The organism is Pinisolibacter sp. DMC19, from assembly GCF_056313985.1.
The window spans coordinates 767,186-782,849 of sequence record NZ_JBQUZF010000002.1; the positions used below are offsets into that span (position 1 = coordinate 767,186).

The 15,664-nt window shown below is 70.6% G+C and carries 17 protein-coding genes and 2 tRNA genes; 12 read left to right on the plus strand and 7 right to left on the minus strand.

Features of this window, described 5'->3' with window-relative positions; all coding sequences use genetic code 11:
• Position 1: 1 nt before the first annotated feature.
• Positions 2-1,093, minus strand: a complete 1,092-nt coding sequence (locus ACT53U_RS08000; protein ID WP_476153923.1) for a glycosyltransferase — start codon at positions 1,091-1,093, stop codon at positions 2-4.
• Positions 1,094-1,167: 74 nt separating this feature from the next.
• Between ACT53U_RS08000 and ACT53U_RS08005 the strand changes: the two genes are divergently transcribed.
• The 3 genes from ACT53U_RS08005 to ACT53U_RS08015 all read left to right on the plus strand — a co-directional run bounded on the left by ACT53U_RS08005 (position 1,168) and on the right by ACT53U_RS08015 (position 6,306).
• On the plus strand, positions 1,168-2,703 hold the full coding sequence (locus ACT53U_RS08005; protein ID WP_476153925.1) for a glucosamine inositolphosphorylceramide transferase family protein: 1,536 nt from the start codon (positions 1,168-1,170) through the stop codon (positions 2,701-2,703).
• Positions 2,704-2,866: 163 nt separating this feature from the next.
• Entirely contained in the window at positions 2,867-5,260 is a 2,394-nt protein-coding gene (locus ACT53U_RS08010; protein ID WP_476153927.1) for a GumC family protein, read from the plus strand.
• Positions 5,260-6,306: a glycosyltransferase gene (locus ACT53U_RS08015; RefSeq protein WP_476153928.1), complete on the plus strand. Its 1,047-nt coding sequence runs from the start codon at positions 5,260-5,262 to the stop codon at positions 6,304-6,306. Before ACT53U_RS08010 ends, ACT53U_RS08015 begins: the two co-directional genes overlap by 1 nt.
• A gap of 3 nt (positions 6,307-6,309) precedes the next feature.
• On the opposite strand, the gene ACT53U_RS08020 is transcribed toward ACT53U_RS08015, so the two are convergent.
• Positions 6,310-6,549 (minus strand): hypothetical protein, encoded by a 240-nt coding sequence (locus tag ACT53U_RS08020; RefSeq protein WP_476153930.1) that lies wholly within the window; start codon positions 6,547-6,549, stop codon positions 6,310-6,312.
• 282 nt (positions 6,550-6,831) lie between these two features.
• Positions 6,832-6,908: transfer RNA gene (locus tag ACT53U_RS08025), tRNA-Pro, on the minus strand.
• 174 nt (positions 6,909-7,082) lie between these two features.
• Here ACT53U_RS08025 and ACT53U_RS08030 point away from each other — a divergent pair.
• Positions 7,083-7,157, plus strand: a tRNA-Gln gene (locus tag ACT53U_RS08030).
• Between the two features lie 35 nt (positions 7,158-7,192).
• On the opposite strand, the gene ACT53U_RS08035 is transcribed toward ACT53U_RS08030, so the two are convergent.
• Positions 7,193-7,519 carry a hypothetical protein gene (locus tag ACT53U_RS08035; RefSeq protein ID WP_476153932.1) on the minus strand — a complete coding sequence of 109 codons (327 nt, stop codon included), beginning with the start codon at positions 7,517-7,519 and terminating at the stop codon, positions 7,193-7,195.
• A 468-nt stretch (positions 7,520-7,987) separates the two neighbouring features.
• Here ACT53U_RS08035 and ACT53U_RS08040 point away from each other — a divergent pair, with 468 nt between their 5' ends.
• Positions 7,988-8,149 (plus strand): hypothetical protein, encoded by a 162-nt coding sequence (locus tag ACT53U_RS08040; RefSeq protein ID WP_476153934.1) that lies wholly within the window; start codon positions 7,988-7,990, stop codon positions 8,147-8,149.
• A gap of 112 nt (positions 8,150-8,261) precedes the next feature.
• Positions 8,262-9,230: a magnesium transporter CorA family protein gene (locus ACT53U_RS08045; RefSeq protein ID WP_476153936.1), complete on the plus strand. Its 969-nt coding sequence runs from the start codon at positions 8,262-8,264 to the stop codon at positions 9,228-9,230.
• Between the two features lie 45 nt (positions 9,231-9,275).
• Here ACT53U_RS08045 and pdxH read toward each other — a convergent pair whose 3' ends face one another.
• Together pdxH and ACT53U_RS08055 are read right to left on the minus strand one after the other, a co-directional pair.
• Positions 9,276-9,917 carry a pyridoxamine 5'-phosphate oxidase gene (gene pdxH / locus ACT53U_RS08050; RefSeq protein WP_476153938.1) on the minus strand — a complete coding sequence of 214 codons (642 nt, stop codon included), beginning with the start codon at positions 9,915-9,917 and terminating at the stop codon, positions 9,276-9,278.
• A gap of 58 nt (positions 9,918-9,975) precedes the next feature.
• Positions 9,976-10,131: a hypothetical protein gene (locus ACT53U_RS08055; RefSeq protein ID WP_476154021.1), complete on the minus strand. Its 156-nt coding sequence runs from the start codon at positions 10,129-10,131 to the stop codon at positions 9,976-9,978.
• Here ACT53U_RS08055 and ACT53U_RS08060 point away from each other — a divergent pair.
• From ACT53U_RS08060 to ACT53U_RS08075, 4 genes are all read left to right on the plus strand, one after another.
• Positions 10,088-10,441 (plus strand): RT0821/Lpp0805 family surface protein, encoded by a 354-nt coding sequence (locus ACT53U_RS08060; protein ID WP_476154017.1) that lies wholly within the window; start codon positions 10,088-10,090, stop codon positions 10,439-10,441. The two genes, ACT53U_RS08055 and ACT53U_RS08060, sit on opposite strands and share 44 nt — an antisense overlap.
• A gap of 136 nt (positions 10,442-10,577) precedes the next feature.
• The gene (locus ACT53U_RS08065; protein ID WP_476153940.1) at positions 10,578-11,543 is read left to right on the plus strand and encodes a DnaJ C-terminal domain-containing protein; all 966 of its coding nucleotides are present in this window, start codon (positions 10,578-10,580) and stop codon (positions 11,541-11,543) included.
• A gap of 93 nt (positions 11,544-11,636) precedes the next feature.
• Positions 11,637-11,789: a hypothetical protein gene (locus tag ACT53U_RS08070; RefSeq protein WP_476153942.1), complete on the plus strand. Its 153-nt coding sequence runs from the start codon at positions 11,637-11,639 to the stop codon at positions 11,787-11,789.
• An 82-nt stretch (positions 11,790-11,871) separates the two neighbouring features.
• The gene (locus ACT53U_RS08075) at positions 11,872-12,393 is read left to right on the plus strand and encodes a hypothetical protein (protein WP_476153944.1); all 522 of its coding nucleotides are present in this window, start codon (positions 11,872-11,874) and stop codon (positions 12,391-12,393) included.
• Positions 12,394-12,421: 28 nt separating this feature from the next.
• Here ACT53U_RS08075 and ACT53U_RS08080 read toward each other — a convergent pair whose 3' ends face one another.
• Positions 12,422-13,204, minus strand: coding sequence for a crotonase/enoyl-CoA hydratase family protein (locus tag ACT53U_RS08080; protein WP_476153945.1), 783 nt, complete (start codon positions 13,202-13,204; stop codon positions 12,422-12,424).
• Between the two features lie 153 nt (positions 13,205-13,357).
• Between ACT53U_RS08080 and ACT53U_RS08085 the strand changes: the two genes are divergently transcribed.
• On the plus strand, positions 13,358-14,386 hold the full coding sequence (locus tag ACT53U_RS08085) for an L-threonylcarbamoyladenylate synthase (RefSeq protein ID WP_476153947.1): 1,029 nt from the start codon (positions 13,358-13,360) through the stop codon (positions 14,384-14,386).
• A gap of 325 nt (positions 14,387-14,711) precedes the next feature.
• Positions 14,712-15,641: a histone deacetylase family protein gene (locus ACT53U_RS08090; protein WP_476153949.1), complete on the plus strand. Its 930-nt coding sequence runs from the start codon at positions 14,712-14,714 to the stop codon at positions 15,639-15,641.
• Positions 15,642-15,664 lie beyond the last annotated feature (23 nt).

Consider the following 15,664-nt stretch of genomic DNA (forward strand, 5'->3'; position numbering starts at 1 on the left):
GTCACGCCCGACCGGCCGCCGCGGCGTCGACCAGACGCGCCCATTCCGCCATCCCCACGTCGAAGCCGAAGACCTCGGCGCGTTCCGATCGCTCGACCGGATCGCCGGGCAGATCGAGCGCCGCCTCGATGCCGCGGGCCATCGCATCGGCATCGCCGATCGGCACGATCCGACCCCAGCGCCCCTCGTCGAGGATCTCGCGCGGACCGCGGCAGGCGGTGGCGACGATCGGCAGGCCGTGGGCGAGCGCTTCCACCAGCACCAGGCCGAAGGCTTCCGTGCGCGAGGGCACCGCGACGACGCGGGCGCGGCCGTACCACGGCTCGGGATCGATCCGGCCGAGCAGTTCGACCCGATCGGAGAGGCCGAGATCGGCGATGCGCGCCTCGAGCCGGCCGCGTTCCGGCCCTTCGCCGGCGATCGCCAGCCGGGCATCGGGGCGGGTGACACGGGCGAAGGCATGGACGAGGTCGATCATCCCCTTCTCGACGCCGAGGCGACCGACCGCGAGCACCAGCGGCGGGCGCATCGCGAGATCGGCGGCGCGCGCGCGGGCCGCCGCGAAGTCGACGACGACGGGGTTGTAGATCCGCCGCGTGCGCGCCGGATCGGCGCCCCACTGGGCGATCAGATCCTCGACCAGTCCGTCGGAGACGCCGACGATGTGATCGGCGAAGCGGTCGAGGAAGGGCATGCCGAAATAGGCGCAGGCCGAGAGACGGCCGGTCCGCCACTCCTCGAAGCCGTGATAGGAGACGATGGTCGGGATCGGGCGCGCCGACATCGCCACGGCGGCGGCGAGTTTGACGCAGGAGCCGGAGACGGCGGCGAGCGCCACGTCGGGCGGATCGGCCCTCACCAGACGCACCAGCCGGACGAGCGAGACCGCATGCGCGCAGCCGAGCACCACCAGCCGCGGATTGGTCGTCGCGTCGAGGTCGAAGCCGGGCGGCGGGGCCTCGTCGACGGCGAGAGTGACGCGGTCGCCGCGCGCGGCGAAGCCCCGGGCGATCGACACCCACACCTTCTCGGCGCCGCCGTCGCCGACCGCACGCGTCGTCAGCAGAAGATTGAGACTTTTCGAATAGGACATGAGCCCGTGAACACTGCCGATCGACCGTCGCCCCGGACGAGAGGCCCGACGCAGCCGCGCGAGGATAGACCACCATGGCGAGCGATGACAATTTGCGGCTGGGTCTACGCATCGCCGCAGGCGGTACGCGTCGTTGGCAGGCCGTGGTGGCGGACCGGCTCGCGGGGCGCGGCGGCATCGTCGTCGGCCGCATCGATGGGGCGCCCGCCCCGGTGCCGGCCGGGCTCGAGGCGCTCTTCGCCTTCGACCGCGCCGTCGGCCGGTCGCTCGGCGAGACGGCGGCCGATCGGGTCGCCGCGCTCGATCTCGCCGAAGCCGGCTCGGTCCCCGATCTGATCCTCGATCTCGACGGCTCCACCGTCGCAGCCGGCACGACGCCGGTGCTCGTCGCAACCTGTCTGGGCCTGCCGCCGCTCGACGGCGCCGTGACGGCGGTACTGGAGAAGCGCGTGCCGGTGCTGGAGATCACCCGCCACGCCGTGGGCGAGGCGCCGCGCCTCGTCGGGCGCTGGCGCGTCGCGGTCGAGGACGACCGCTCGACGCTCGCCGCGGTGTCGCAGATCCTCGGCCGGCTCGCCCATATGGCGGCGCTGGCGGTGACCGCCGCCGCGCGCGGCGAGACGCTCGCGATCGCCCCGGCCGATCCGCAAGACGCGACGCTCTCCCCGCTCGCCCCGGCGCGGCTCTTCCTGCGTTCGCTCGAGGCGCGGATCGCCGGAAAACTCGAGCGGCTGGTGCGCCGGCCCGCCGACTGGCGCACGATCTGGCGGCGGCGGACGCCGGGCAGCGATCCCGTCCGGCCGCAGGCGGACGACGCGCCCTTCCATCTTCTCGCGGACGACGGCGCGCGCTTCTATGCCGACCCGTTCCTGTGGTCGGTCGGCGGGCGCGATGTCCTCTTCCTCGAAGAGTTTCCCTACGCGACGGGCAAAGGCATCCTGTCGGCGGTCGAGATCGGCGCCGACGGGCCGATCGGCACGCCGCGACCCTTCCTCGAACAGGATTGCCACCTCTCCTGGCCGCAGATCTTCGAGGCCGACGGCACGGTCTGGATGATCCCGGAGACCTCGGGGCGTCGCACCGTCGAGCTGTGGCGGGCGGTCGAGCTGCCCCACCGTTTCGAGAAACAAGCGGTGCTGCTCGCCGACATCGACGTCGGCGACGCGACGCCGGTCCGGACCGTCGACGGCTGGTTCCTGTTCGGTACGGTGCGCGAGCGCTGGTGCTCGAGCTGGGACGCGCTCTGCATCTGGCATGCGCCGACGCTCGAGGGACCGTGGACGCCGGTCGGCAACGGCCCCGTGGTGGTCGATCCGGCGACGGCACGGCCGGCGGGGCGGCCGATCGCCCATGCCGACGGCCTCCTCCGGCCGGTGCAGGATTCGACGCGCGGCTACGGCTGCGGTCTGGCGCTGACCCGGATCGACCGGCTCGACGGCCAAGGCTTCGCCGAGACGACGCTCGCCCGTTTCGCCACGCCGGCGCCGCTTTCCGGGCTCCACACCTGGAACCGGCTCGCCGGGGCGAACGGTCTCCTCGAGGTGATGGACGTCTTCGCCCGTGCGGAAGACTTCGGAGCGTCGCGACGACTGGATCTGACGCCGCTCTGACGCCGATCGGGACGGCGCGACCGGCCGCGGCCCTTTTCGAAACATGATTTATCGTTCGTTAAACGCTTTCACGTCTTCTGACAGACGGGCTCGACGGCGTTTCGAACGGCGTCGCGCGAGCCCGTGAGATCGGCCCGAAACGGGCCGTCGAGGGTGGGGCACGATGTCCAGGACGACGACCAGCACGACGACGAACGACGGCGGCACGACCGTCGCCGCACGAGCGGAGGGAGCCGATCAGGTCGACCTGGCGATGGTGCTGCGCATCCTCAGGTCGCAGTGGGCGATCGTCGCCCTCTGCCTCGCCGTCTTCCTCGGCGCGGCCATGGCCTATTCGGTGTTGTCGCCCAAAGTCTGGCGCGCCTCGGCCCGCGTGCTGCTCGAACAGCGCGACAAGCAGATCGTCGGCAACGACGTCTCCCGCCAGACGCAGGGCACCGAGCTCGGCTGGGTCGAGACCCGCCTCGAGCTGGTGAAGTCCTACGACACGCTCGCCGCCGCCGTCGCCAAGGAGAAGCTCGTCGACGACGACGAGATCCTGTCGGCCGGCGAACGCGCCTCGGCCGATCCGGTCGCCGCCGCGGTGCGCAATCTCGCCGAGCGGGTGCTGGTCGAGCGGCCGAAGGAGAACAATCTGATCGACGTCACGGTGTCGTCGAAGACGCCGGACAAGGCGGCGCGACTGGCCAATGCCGTCGCCCAGGCCTTCGTCGAAGGGCTCGCCCGCGCCAAGGTCGATCAGGTCGAGCATGCCAACGACCTCCTGTCGCGGCAGATCGACGAGATGCGCTCCAAGATGCTCGAGGCCGAGGCCCGCGTCGAGGAATACAAGCGCAACAACGGCATCGCGATGACCCGCGGCAACCTCGTCGAAGAAGAGACGATGCGCCAGTCGAACGAGATGCTGATCGCCGCCCGGACGAAGACGCAGGAGGCGCGCGAGCGCTCCGAGCGGCTCGCCCAGCTCCTCAAGAGTGGCGATCCGACCGTGCTGTCGCAGACCGACTCGATCGGCTCGGCGGTCATTTCGCGCCTGAAGATCGAGGCGGCCAACGCCATGCGCCGCAAGTCGGAGCTCGAGCAGACGCTCGGCCCGCGTCACCCGCGCGTCGCCGCCGCCACGGCGGAAGTCGATCGCGCCCGCCAGCAGGTCGCCGACGAGGTCAAGTCGCTCGCCGCCACCGCGGCGCTCGACTATCAGGTCGCCCGCGCCAACGAGGACAATGCCCGCAAGGCGCTGGAACGGGCGCAGGCCCATCTCGCCGACGCCTCACAGGCGACCGTCGGCATGCAGGAACTCGAGAACGAGGCCAATGCCCGTCGCGAGCTCTACAAGAACTTCGTCTCGCGGATGGAGGAGACCACCCTCCAGCGCAACACCCAGGTCTCCGACGCTCGCGTCGTCTCGCCGGCGCAGATCCCGCTGAAGCCCTTCTCGCCGCGCACCACGCTGGCGCTGGCGCTGGCCGGCGTCGCCGGTCTCGGTCTCGGCATCTCGCTGGCCCTCTATCGCGGCCGGTCGGTGCTCGCCGCGGCATCGGCGACGCCGAACCCGACGATCGAAGCCGTGCCCGTGATCGCGCCGGTCGTCGCCGAGGTCGCGCCCGACGAGGCGGAGGACGTCCCGGTCGCCGAACCCGAACCGGTGGCGCCCGCATCCCCATCGGCCGCCGTCGCGGCGGTCCCCCCAGTTCCGCCGGTGGTGGACGCACCGACGGAGCCCCCCCGGGCCGCCCGCCGCACCCGCTCGACCGACGACGCCACGACCGACCGCCCCGCCCGACGTCGCGCCCGGCGGGTGAGCGGCGGCTTCCGTGAGGCGACCTTCGCCATCGGCCTCGACGCCATCGCCCGGCTCGGTGCCGGCGACGGCCCCGGCGAGGGCATCGGCGCGCTCTGCGAGGCGACAGACGGCCATGCCGACGAGGCGGCACTCGACCGTCTCGACGGGCTCGCCCACACGCTCGGAGCGGCCGATCGCGCCGGTGTCTGCGTCGTCTTCTCCAACACCGTACCGACGTTGATCACCGCCTCGCTCTGCCTCGGGCTGGCGCGTTCTGGCGCGCCGGAGGCGGCGACCAATCACCTCGTCGACCTCGCCCTCGAGGCGGCACCCTTCGACGCGCTGTTCGAGCGCGGACGTGCCGTGGCGCCGATCGGGCTGCCCGGCGAAGCCGACTGGGAGCGCGTCGGCGACACGTCGGCGACGCTGCTGCGCCCGCTCGATCCGCCGATCGAGGGCGACGGCGAGAGCCATCCCGAAGGGCTCGGCGCCTTCCTCGCGGCGCTGCGGCGCCACGGCGACCGGGCGATCGTCCATCTCGGGCGGCAACCGACGGCGGCGCTTCTCTTCGAGGCGGCCGAGGTCGCCGACCATGTCTTCCTCGTCGCCGACGCCACCGATCTCGACGATCGCCGCACCGTCGACGAGATCGCGGTGACGAAGTCGCTGCTGCCACATTTCGACGGCATGGTGGTGCTCGGGCGCGACACGAGCGAAGACGCGGTGTTGCGGCGGGCCGCGCGACGCCGCCGTGCCGTACCGACGGAGGCGTGATGATCTACGTCGACCACACGCATCTCGGACGCCACGTCACCGGCCTCGAGCGGATCACGCTGGAGCTGTTCGGCCCGGAGGCGCTGGCGCCGCTGGCGATCCGTCCGATCCGCTCCAGGGGCACGCTGGGGCTGATCCTCGCCCAGCAGATCGGCATTCCGGCGCGGCTGGCGCTGAACCCGGGGTCGATCCTGCTCGCACCGGGCTTTCCGCCGTCGATCCCGGCGAGCCTCTTCGGCGCCCGCGTCGTGCCCTACATCCACGACTGTTTCCTTCTGACCCGGCCGCAGGACCTCAACCGACGCGCCGCGCTCTACATGGCGCCGGCCTTCCGCCGGGCGGTGGCGACGCTGCCGTGGTTCCTGGTGAACTCGCAGACGACGGCGGGCGAGCTTTCGGCCTTCACCCGCCCCGACGCCGAGATCACGCTCTATCGTCCCAACGTGCGCGACATCTTCGCCATCGGCGCCGAGGCCTCGGCGCGGGCCGCCAACGCGCGGCGGGCGGAGAAGGGCGGCCGGCTCGACCTGATCGCGCTCGGCACCATCGAGCCGCGCAAGAACCTCGCCGCCGCCGCCGACATCGTCGAGGCGCTCAGGCGGATCCACGGCTGGGACGCGCGACTCAATCTGGTCGGCCGGGCCGGCTGGGGCGGCGAAGCCGAGAAGCTCGCCGGTCGCGAGGGCGTGGTGATGCACGGCTATGCCGAGCCGGCGCGGGTGCGCGAGCTGCTCGCCTCCGCCCACGTCTTCCTGTCGACCTCGCACGACGAGGGCCTCGGCCTGCCGCTGCTCGAGGCACAGCATGCCGGTCTGCCGGTGGTGGCGCCGGACAAGGCGGTGTTCCGCGAGGTGCTGGGGTCGTCGGGACGGCTGGTCGACACCGCCGATCCGCGCCACGCCGCGGCGATCATCGACGCGATGGTGACGACGCCGGGCATCTTCGTCCAGGCGGCGGCCGATGCCATGGCCAACGTCGCGCGCTGGAACGCCGAGGCGAGCGCCGACCGCAAGGCGTTGATCGAGCGGTTGGCACGTTTTTCCTGAGGTTCAGGCGACCCGCTTGCGGCTGGTCCGGCGCGGAGAGGCGTCGTGGGCGCGCACCATCTTGGCGACGCAGGGCTCCAACGTGTCGGGACGCCCCGCCTCGATCGCCGCGCGGCAGGCGTTGATCCGCGGGTCGGACGCCATGATCCGGTCCGCTTCCTCGACGCTCAGGCCCTGCAACAGCGGGCAGCGCGTCGGATCGAACGCGGTCGCCACCCCCGGTCCCTGTTGATCGGTGCACATGCTTCTCTCGCCCCGTCCGACGCGGCCGTTGATCGGCCGTCTGCGCCGCGAGGGTCGCGGGTCTTCCCGTCGATTGCCCCGCCTTCGACTCGTTCGCCGACGGCGGCGCGACCCGCGCACCTTCGACTTGCAGGAATTCTATCCGGTTTGCCGCCCGGCTCCAAGGACGAGACGCGGTCATGGCATCGCCACGACGCCGCAGACGCGCGACGACGCGCTCGCAGGAGCACGTTCTCAATTCGTCCGTCGGATGAAGGAGCCTGCCGGGAACAGGCTGAGCGGTGGTCGGAGTGGCAGGATTTGAACCTGCGACCCCCTCGTCCCGAACGAGGTGCGCTACCAGACTGCGCTACACTCCGTGACCGCGAGGCGCTGTATATAGACCTCGGCCGGTCGCCGCAAGGGGCCAATCGCACCCCTGTGGACAGAAATGTCGATCCGACGATTTCGACCGCCGCACACCGCGTCGGTTGCCGGGCGTTGCGGGAATCGCTATAGGGAGCCCGACGCGCCGGCCCGGCCGGCAGCCGTCCTGGGGCGTCGCCAAGTGGTAAGGCAGCGGATTTTGATTCCGCCATTCACAGGTTCGAATCCTGTCGCCCCATCCAGTTCCCTCGATTCGTCGATCCACCCTCGCCGTGCCTCAGCCGAAGCGGAGGCGGAAGCGCCTGCGCCCGAGTATGCCTTCGCCGTGGCCGGAGAAGCCGTGCAGGCGGAAGGCGAAGGTGCCGCTCTGACCGTTCGAGCAGTCGACCGTGCCGTGGCCCGGTCCTTCGAGGACGAAAGAAAAGCTGCCCGAGCAGCGGGTGCCGCGATCGGTGACGACCGCGACCGTGCCCTCGCCGTCCCAATGACCGGTGGCAGTGCCGACGAAGGTCTCGTCGCCGGCCTCCGACGCGCCCTCGACCGGCACGGTCAGGCCGAAGCCCGCGAGGCAGGGTACGAGCGCGACGATCGCCAGACGACGCATGGATCCACTCCCGAGGCGGTCCGATCCCGGAGGAAGCGCCGCGACCGGCGCCGTCCGGAAGGGCCAGCGTGCCACGCCACGCCGCGGCCGGCAACGCGCCGCCGTGGGCAGGATCGAGCCGGCAGGACGAAGCAGTCGTCGCCGGCGACACCCCGCGACCGGCATTTCACGTAGAGTCATGCAACAAATGCAAGCCCGTCCCAACCATCATGCACGCATGTCGGTGTGGCATGCTTGCGTCTCTCCGGGGAAATCTGTTGTGCGTGACAAATATCGCGCAAGATTTCGCTGGGCGGTCCGACGAATTCATTCGAGTATGTATTTTCCGGCTTGCGACAGACACCGAAGTGCCGCAATCCGGTAGCAACCGGGAGGAAGCGAGGGCGCAACCAAAGACGCCCCGCACCCGCGGCGACGGCCGAAGAGCCGAACGTGTCGACGCGGGAGAAATGCAATCGAGGTCCCACGATGTCCAACGAGAAGCCGCAGACCCAGCAATACACTCAACAGGCTCCGGTCCGTCCCCAGGCCGACAGCCTCGACGCTCAGTACAAGCCGATCGGCATCTCCGCCGTGACGGCCGCGCTGCAGCCGTCTCACCGGAAGATCGACGACGGCCAGATGGGCTGATCGTTCCTTCGGGGGTCATCGTCGAAGCACGTCGACGCGACGCAGGGAAACGGATATCGAAGGCAACCGTCCATCCGGACATGCCTTCGTCTCCTCATCCCACGGTCCCGCCATGCTGACGATCCACGGTCTCGTCGAATCCCGCCTCGTGACGGCCGCGATTTCTTCCGCGCCGCCGCCGGAGGGCCGTGTCGTCTGGTACGATCTGATCGAGCCCTCCGAAGAGGAGGACCGGCAGGTCGAGGACGAACTCGGCATCGCCGTGCCGACGCGCGACGAGATGGTCGAGATCGAGGAATCGAGCCGCCTCTACGAAGAGAGCGGCGTGCTCTACATGACGGCGTTGGTGCCGCTGATGTCCGACACGGACACGCCGCGCGTCACGCCGGTGACCTTCGTGCTGACGGCCGACCGGCTGGTCACCGTCCGCTACGAGAAGCCCCGTTCCTTCGAGATCTTCCGCCAGCGTGCCGAACGCGGCGCGGTCGTGCTCGCCGACGGCCGTTCGGTGCTGATCGGCCTGCTCGAGACCGTGATCGACCGGCTCGCCGACGCGCTGGAGCGGATCGGCGGCGACATCGAGCGGCTGTCGAACGACGTCTTCCGCCCTCGCCTCGAACGCGAGAAGGGGCTCGAGGACGCGATCACCGCGATCGGCCGCAGCGGCGCCACGCTGGCGCGGGTCGACGCGAGCATCGTCTCGCTGTCGCGGCTCTTCCACTATCTCGGCGAGGAGAACGGCCACGACCGGCTCGACCGCGACGGCCGCGCGCGGCTGGCGACGCTCGAGCTCGACGCCCGCTCACTCGCCGAACACGTCAAGTCGATCGACGCGCGAGTGAACTTCCTGTTGTCGGCGACGCTCGGCCTCGTCGGCGTCGAGCAGAACACGATCGTCAAGATCTTCTCGATTCTCGCCGTCGTCTTCATGCCGCCGACGCTGATCGCCTCGATCTACGGCATGAACTTCCACGCCATGCCCGAACTCGAGCTGCCCTGGGGCTATCCCATGGCGCTCGGGCTGATGCTGGCGTCCGTCGGCACGACCTTCGCCGTCTTCAAGTGGAAGCGGTGGCTGTGACCACCGTTCCTCATGCGACCCATGGCCGTTCGATCGGCGTGCGGCTCAGGGATAGAGCCGCACCTTGTCCCAGGGCGCGGCGGGCGCGGGGCGGGTGAACTCGATACGGTCGTGGAGACGGAAGGGACGGTCGTGCCAGAACTCGATCGTCTGCGGCACCACGCGGAAGCCCGACCAGTGGGGCGGGCGCGGCACCTCGCCGACGGCGTGGCGCAGACCGTATTCGGCCACCGCCTTCTCCAGCGCGAAGCGGCTCTCGAGCGGACGCGACTGCTTCGACGCCCAGGCGCCGATGCGGCTGGCGCGGGCGCGCGAGGCGAAATAGGCGTCGGCCTCGGCGTCGGTGACGATCTCGACGGCGCCGCGGATGCGGATCTGCCGGCGCAGCGTCTTCCAGTGGAAGAGCAGCGCCGCCTTGCGCGAGGCGAGCAGCTCGACGCCCTTCTTGGATTCGAAATTCGTGTAGAAGACGAAGCCCTTCTCGTCGAATCCCTTGAGCAGGACCATGCGGACGTCGGGCAGGCCGGTGTCGTCGACCGAGGCGAGCGCCATGGCGTTCGGGTCGTTCGGCTCCTTCGCCTCGGCGTCCTTCAGCCATTGCGCGAAAAGACGAAACGGCTCTTCGGCGCCGGAAAAGTCACCCGTCGTTAACTCCGATGGGAGATCGTTCTGAAATTGGTCGGTCATCGCTTTCGGAGGAACCCTTGGCCGGTCTTCGGTCCCCAACCCTAACCGAGCTTCGTCGTCATGGCCAACGCGCTTCGGCGCGGATCGGCCGTGCGATCACGGCATCGGTCGTCGTCTCAGGGCTCGTCGCGCTCGGCGGCTGCGGTATCGTCGTGCCGCTGTCGTCGCTGATGTCGTCGTCGAGCGAGCCGCCGCCGTCGTCGGCCGAGGTCACAGGCTCGATCCCCGCGACCGCCGCGTCCGCACCCGCCCTCCCCGACGGCGACGCCGATTCGGTGCGTCGGGCGATCGAGATTTCGGTGGCACGCGGCGTCGAGGCGCCGATCGCCTGGAAGAACGAGACGAACGGCCACACCGGCACCGTCACCGCCTCGCATGCCGCCCGCGCGCCCAACGGCGCCCCCTGCCGCGACTTCGAGACGACGCTGACCACCGTCTCCGGCGTCGATCTGCATTCCGGTCGGATCTGCCAGGGCTTCACCGGCGGCTGGGAAGTGCTGCGGTTCGAACGCGTCGGCGGTTGACGGCGGCACATCGAGCCGTCATTCCCTCTTCAAATCCATCGCGTCGCACCCCAAATCATGCGACGAGACGAAGACAATCTCCGACGGGCCGACCGCGCGAGACGCGGATGCGGGAACCGGAGAGCGGGAGACGACGATGCGCAACCCCTACGACGTTCTCGGCGTCGGCAAGACGGCCAATGCCGACGAGATCAAGAAGGCATTCCGGCGGCTGGCGAAGAAGCACCATCCCGACCAGAACCGCGACGACCCCAAGGCGAAGGAAGCCTTCGCCGAGGTCAACGCCGCCTACGAGATCCTCGGCGACGCGGCGAAGCGCGGCCAGTTCGACCGGGGCGAGATCGACGCCGAGGGCAAGCCGCGCTTCACCGGCAATCCCTTCGGTGCCGGCGGCGGCCCCTTCGGCGGTCGCGGCGGCGGCGGGCGGACGGCGCACGGCGGCGGGCCGGAGTTCGACGACTTCCTCACCGACATCCTCGGCCAGGCCTTCGGCGGCCGCGCTCGTAGCGCCGGTGCCGGCGGCGGGCCCTTCGGCGGCGGCATGGGCGGTATGGGCGGCGGCATGGGCGGTGGCCCGCGCGGAGCCGGTCCGGGTGCCGGCGCACGCGCCCGCGGCGACGACGTCGAGATCGACGTCCGCATCAGCCTCGAACAGGTCGCCGAGCGCGCCAAGATCCGGGTGGACCTGCCGACCGGCAAGACGCTCGACGTGGCGTTGCCGGAGGGCGTCTCCGACCGCCAGAAGATCCGGCTCGAGGGCCAGGGCCATCCCGGCGCGCCGGCGGGCGATGCGATCGTCACCGTGGTGTTCGAGCGCCATCCGCAGTTCCGCTGCGTCGGCCACGATCTCGAGACCGATGCGCAGATCAGCCTCGAAGACGCCGTGCTCGGCGGCCGCATCCGCGTGCCGACGCTGTCGGGTGCGGTCGAGCTCAATCTTCCCGCCGGTACCACCGGGGGCAAGGAGCTGCGCCTCAAGGGCAAGGGCCTGCCGACCAAGGCGGGCGGCCACGGCAATCTCTACGTCAAGCCGCGCATCGTCCTGCCGGAGGGCGGCGATGCCGAGCTCGAGGCCTTCCTGAAGGCCCGTCGGGCGCGATGAGGGAGGGCGGCGGATCCGTTCTGCCGCCGTTCATGTGGTTTCAGCGATACTCTCATGGCGCGTCGGGAAAGACGCGACTTCGGGAACGAGGCCATGATACGCACCATCGTCCATGCCGTTTCGGTCGCAGCCCTCCTCTGGACGATCCAGGCGGAGGCGCAGACGCGGCCACCCCAGCCCAGCCGTCCGCCGTGGCAGGACGTGTGCTGCGGCGGGCCGTGCTGCAAGCCGCGCCCCGGCCGGTGAGAGGCGACACGTGGAGAGAGCCAGCGACGACGATGCTCCGTCCATCCGACCGACCTTCCGTGCGCCCGCGGGTCCCCTCGCGGTGGCCGCGGTCGCACTGATCGGCGCGGTCGGCTGGGGTCTCGCGGCCTGGGAGCATTTCGTCGCGGTACCGGCGGCGGCGAACACCGCCCGCGTCGCCTTCGCGCTCGATCTCGTCGACCGCTTCGACGACACCCCCGCCCACAAGGCCTATGTCGAGCTCGCCGCCGACATGAAGCCGTGGTGGAGCGCCATCGACGGTCTGCAGCAGCGCCTTCAGGCCGCGACCGGCGACGAGGACCGCGACCGGTTGATCGCCGAACGCGACGCCTCGCTGGTCACCTTCATCCAGGACAGGAAGATCGCTGCGAAGGTCGACCTGCTGATCGGCTCGTTCGACACGTTCACCCGCTGCCTCGCGGCCTCGGTGTGCGACGGCGACATCGTCGAACGATCGATCTCGATCGACGTCAAACGGATCTGGCGCACCTTCCGCCCCTGGGTCCAGCATCGCCGCGAGATCGACGGCGACCGCGGCTACGGGCGGGATCTCGAAGAGCTCTATTTCCGCTTCGTCGGATGACGAGGGCGCCACATGCGCCGCGCCCCCTTCACTTCTTCTTCGACACGAAGGCGGCGAAGGCCGCCTGCGCCTCGGCCGACTTCAGGCGACGGGCGAACTCCGCCGCTTCCGCCTCGATCCGGGCGATGATCTCGGCGCGGCCGAAGCCGGGGACGTCGCGCAGCAGGCGACGCGAGGCGGCGAGCGCGGCACGCGGCTTCTTCGCCAGATCCTTCGCCACCGCCAGCGCCGCCGCCTCGAGCTCGTCGGTCGGCACCGTGTCGTTGACGAGGCCGACCTTCAGGGCGCGGGCGGCGTCGAAGGGACGGCCCATCGCCAGCAGTTCGAAGGCGACCGCATCGCCGAGGCGGCGGGGGCCGAGCAGGCTCGACGCCGCCTCCGGTACCAGACCGAGGTCGGTGAAGGGGGTGCGGAAGAGCGAGGTCTGCGAGGCGACGACATAGTCGGCATGGAGCAGCGCCGTGGTGCCGACGCCGATCGCCAGACCGTCGACGCCGATCACCAGCGGCTTGTCGAGGCTCGCCAGCGTGTGGAGGAAGGTGAGGATCGCGCCACCGAGCGTGCCGGAGCGCGCCGCGGCGACGAAGTCCTCGATGTCGTTGCCGGCCGAGAAGGCGCCGGGCACGCCGAGCCAGAGGTGGACGGCGACCGAATCGTCGGCCTCCGCCGCCTGCCACGCCGCGGTCATGGCGGCGTACATGGCGCCGGTCAGGGCGTTCTTCTTGTCGGCACGCGTCATGCGCATGACGGCGACGGCGCCGTCGCGCTCGCTCGTCACCGGCGCCGCGGCGATCTCGGTCTCGTCGGCCATGGTCGTCTCTCCCCTCGTCGTTTCGACGGTATCGTGATGTTTCGGCCGCATTGTGCAGATCTCGGCACCCAACGGCAACCCCGTCGCGTCGGCACGCCCGATCCGCACGGGAAGGGGTGCCATCGCGGCCGCTTCTCGGCTAGAGAAGGCGCCATGGAGATCCTGGCGACGACGACGGACGAGGAACGGGAAGCCGCGATCGCGGGCGCGGTCGCGGCATTGGCGGCCGGCCGGCTGGTGGCGCTGCCGACCGAGACGGTCTACGGCCTCGGGGCGGACGCGACCGACGGACGCGCCGTCGCGGCGATCTATGCCGCCAAGGGGCGACCGAGCTTCAACCCGCTGATCGCCCATGTGCCCGACCTCGCCAGCGCCGAGGCGCACGGGGTGTTCGACGCCGACGCGCGGCGGCTGGCCGAGGCCTTCTGGCCGGGACCGCTGACGCTGGTCGTGCCGAAACGGGCGGAGAGCCCGATCGCCGATCTCGTCACCGCCGGTCTCGACAGCGTCGGCCTGCGCGTGCCGGCGCCGGCGACGACCCGCGCCATTCTCGCCCGGCTCGGCCGGCCGGTGGCCGCCCCCAGCGCCAATCGCTCCGGCCGGATCAGCCCGACCAGCGCCGCCGACGTCGCCGCCGATCTCGGCGACAAGGTCGCGGTGATCGTCGACGACGGGCCGTCGCCGGTCGGGGTGGAATCGACCATCGTCGCCGTGCTCGACGGCACGGTGCGGCTGCTGCGCCCCGGCGGCGTGGCGCGCGCCGCGATCGAGGCGGCGATCGGCCGGCCGCTCGACGGGACGGACGAGACCGCCCTCACGGTCGACGAGGCGGCGACGGATGCCGCGCCGCTCTCGCCGGGCCTCCTGACTTCGCACTATGCGCCGAACGCAAGGGTGCGGCTCGGGGCCGTCGATGTGCGGCCGGGCGAGGCACTGTTGACCTTCGCCGGCGCGCGGCCGGACGGCTGCGACGCCGCGGTCGCGATCATCGATCTCAGCCCATCCGGCGACATCGCCGAAGCCGCCAGCCGGCTCTTCCGGGCGCTGCGCGATCTCGACGCCTGTGGCGCCGCGACCATCGCCGTCGTGTCGATCCCGGAGGACGGGCTCGGCGAGGCGATCGTCGACCGCCTGCGCCGCGCCGCCGCCCCGCGCCCGGCCGCCGGTCCCGCGAAGCCCTGACATTTCGCCCGACCCGAAACGCACGCCTTCGAACCGCACCGCCATGCGCTCTGCGCATGACGCGGCGGTGCGACCGACGAAGGTATGACGGCAACATTGATTTCGGTCACGGTCTCGGCGTGACGAGCCGCGCACGATCGGTCAAGGTGAGACCGTGTCCAAGGCGTGGACGGGGCCTGTTCTCGTTTGCCCTTCGGACCACCGAAAGTCGGAATACCGAAGCGATCGATCCGCATGCGCGATCGAACGGCCGGAAAAGTCGCCGGAAAGGCGACGGCCGCGGAGAATCCGCGGCCCGGTCGAGGGAGGAAGGACGGACTCTTCGATGTCGACGCTGCTCATTCATCACCCGGCCTGTCTCGGTCACGCGACGCCGCTCGGCCATCCCGAGCGCGCCGATCGGATGCGGGTGATCGATCGCATTCTCGAACACGAACGCTTCCAACCGCTGGAGCGCGAGGCCGCGCCGCGCGGCACCCGCGCCATGGTCGAGATGGCCCATCCCGGCACCTATTTCGACGAGATCGCCGAAGCGGTTCCCGAAGAAGGCCTGCTGCGTCTCGACGACGACACGACGATCTCGCCCGGCAGCCTCGAGGCGGCGCTGCGCGCCGTCGGCGGCGCCTGCCAGGCGGTCGACGAGGTCTTCGAGAAGAAGGTCAAGAACGCCTTCGTCACCGTGCGCCCGCCGGGGCATCACGCCGAATCGAAGCGCGCCATGGGCTTCTGCCTGTTCAACAACGTCGCCATCGCCGCCCATTGGGCGCGGGTGACGCACGGCGCCGAGCGGGTCGCGGTGATGGACTTCGACGTCCACCACGGCAACGGCACCCAGGACATCTTCTGGAACGATCCGAACCTGATGTACGCCTCGACCCACCAGATGCCGTTCTATCCCGGCACCGGCGAGGTCTCGGAGACCGGCATCGCCGACAACGTCGTCAACGCGCCCTTGTGGGCGGGTGCCGGCGGCGCCGACTTCCGCGAGGCGATGGACATCGCGGTGCTGCCGCGCATCGAGGCCTTCAAGCCCGACATCGTGATCATCTCGGCCGGTTTCGACGCCCATACCCGCGACCCGATGAGCCAGATCAACCTCGTCGAGGCGGATTTCGCCTGGGCGACGTCGCGGCTGATGGACATCGCCGACCGGTGTTGCGAGTCGCGCCTCGTCTCGGTGCTCGAGGGCGGCTACGATCTCGAGGGTCTGGCGCGTTCGGTCGCCGCCCACGTGATGACCCTGATGAAGAATTGACGCGGTTCCGTCGCGACGACGGA

Coding starts and splice junctions, on each gene's coding strand:
- ACT53U_RS08000 (WP_476153923.1), bottom strand. CDS start 1,093: ATGTCCTATTCGAAAAGTCTCAATCTTCTGCTGACGACGCGTGCGGTC.
- ACT53U_RS08005 (WP_476153925.1), top strand. CDS start 1,168: ATGGCGAGCGATGACAATTTGCGGCTGGGTCTACGCATCGCCGCAGGC.
- ACT53U_RS08010 (WP_476153927.1), top strand. CDS start 2,867: ATGTCCAGGACGACGACCAGCACGACGACGAACGACGGCGGCACGACC.
- ACT53U_RS08015 (WP_476153928.1), top strand. CDS start 5,260: ATGATCTACGTCGACCACACGCATCTCGGACGCCACGTCACCGGCCTC.
- ACT53U_RS08020 (WP_476153930.1), bottom strand. CDS start 6,549: ATGTGCACCGATCAACAGGGACCGGGGGTGGCGACCGCGTTCGATCCG.
- ACT53U_RS08035 (WP_476153932.1), bottom strand. CDS start 7,519: ATGCGTCGTCTGGCGATCGTCGCGCTCGTACCCTGCCTCGCGGGCTTC.
- ACT53U_RS08040 (WP_476153934.1), top strand. CDS start 7,988: ATGTCCAACGAGAAGCCGCAGACCCAGCAATACACTCAACAGGCTCCG.
- ACT53U_RS08045 (WP_476153936.1), top strand. CDS start 8,262: ATGCTGACGATCCACGGTCTCGTCGAATCCCGCCTCGTGACGGCCGCG.
- pdxH (WP_476153938.1), bottom strand. CDS start 9,917: ATGACCGACCAATTTCAGAACGATCTCCCATCGGAGTTAACGACGGGT.
- ACT53U_RS08060 (WP_476154017.1), top strand. CDS start 10,088: ATGTCGTCGTCGAGCGAGCCGCCGCCGTCGTCGGCCGAGGTCACAGGC.
- ACT53U_RS08065 (WP_476153940.1), top strand. CDS start 10,578: ATGCGCAACCCCTACGACGTTCTCGGCGTCGGCAAGACGGCCAATGCC.
- ACT53U_RS08070 (WP_476153942.1), top strand. CDS start 11,637: ATGATACGCACCATCGTCCATGCCGTTTCGGTCGCAGCCCTCCTCTGG.
- ACT53U_RS08080 (WP_476153945.1), bottom strand. CDS start 13,204: ATGGCCGACGAGACCGAGATCGCCGCGGCGCCGGTGACGAGCGAGCGC.
- ACT53U_RS08085 (WP_476153947.1), top strand. CDS start 13,358: ATGGAGATCCTGGCGACGACGACGGACGAGGAACGGGAAGCCGCGATC.
- ACT53U_RS08090 (WP_476153949.1), top strand. CDS start 14,712: ATGTCGACGCTGCTCATTCATCACCCGGCCTGTCTCGGTCACGCGACG.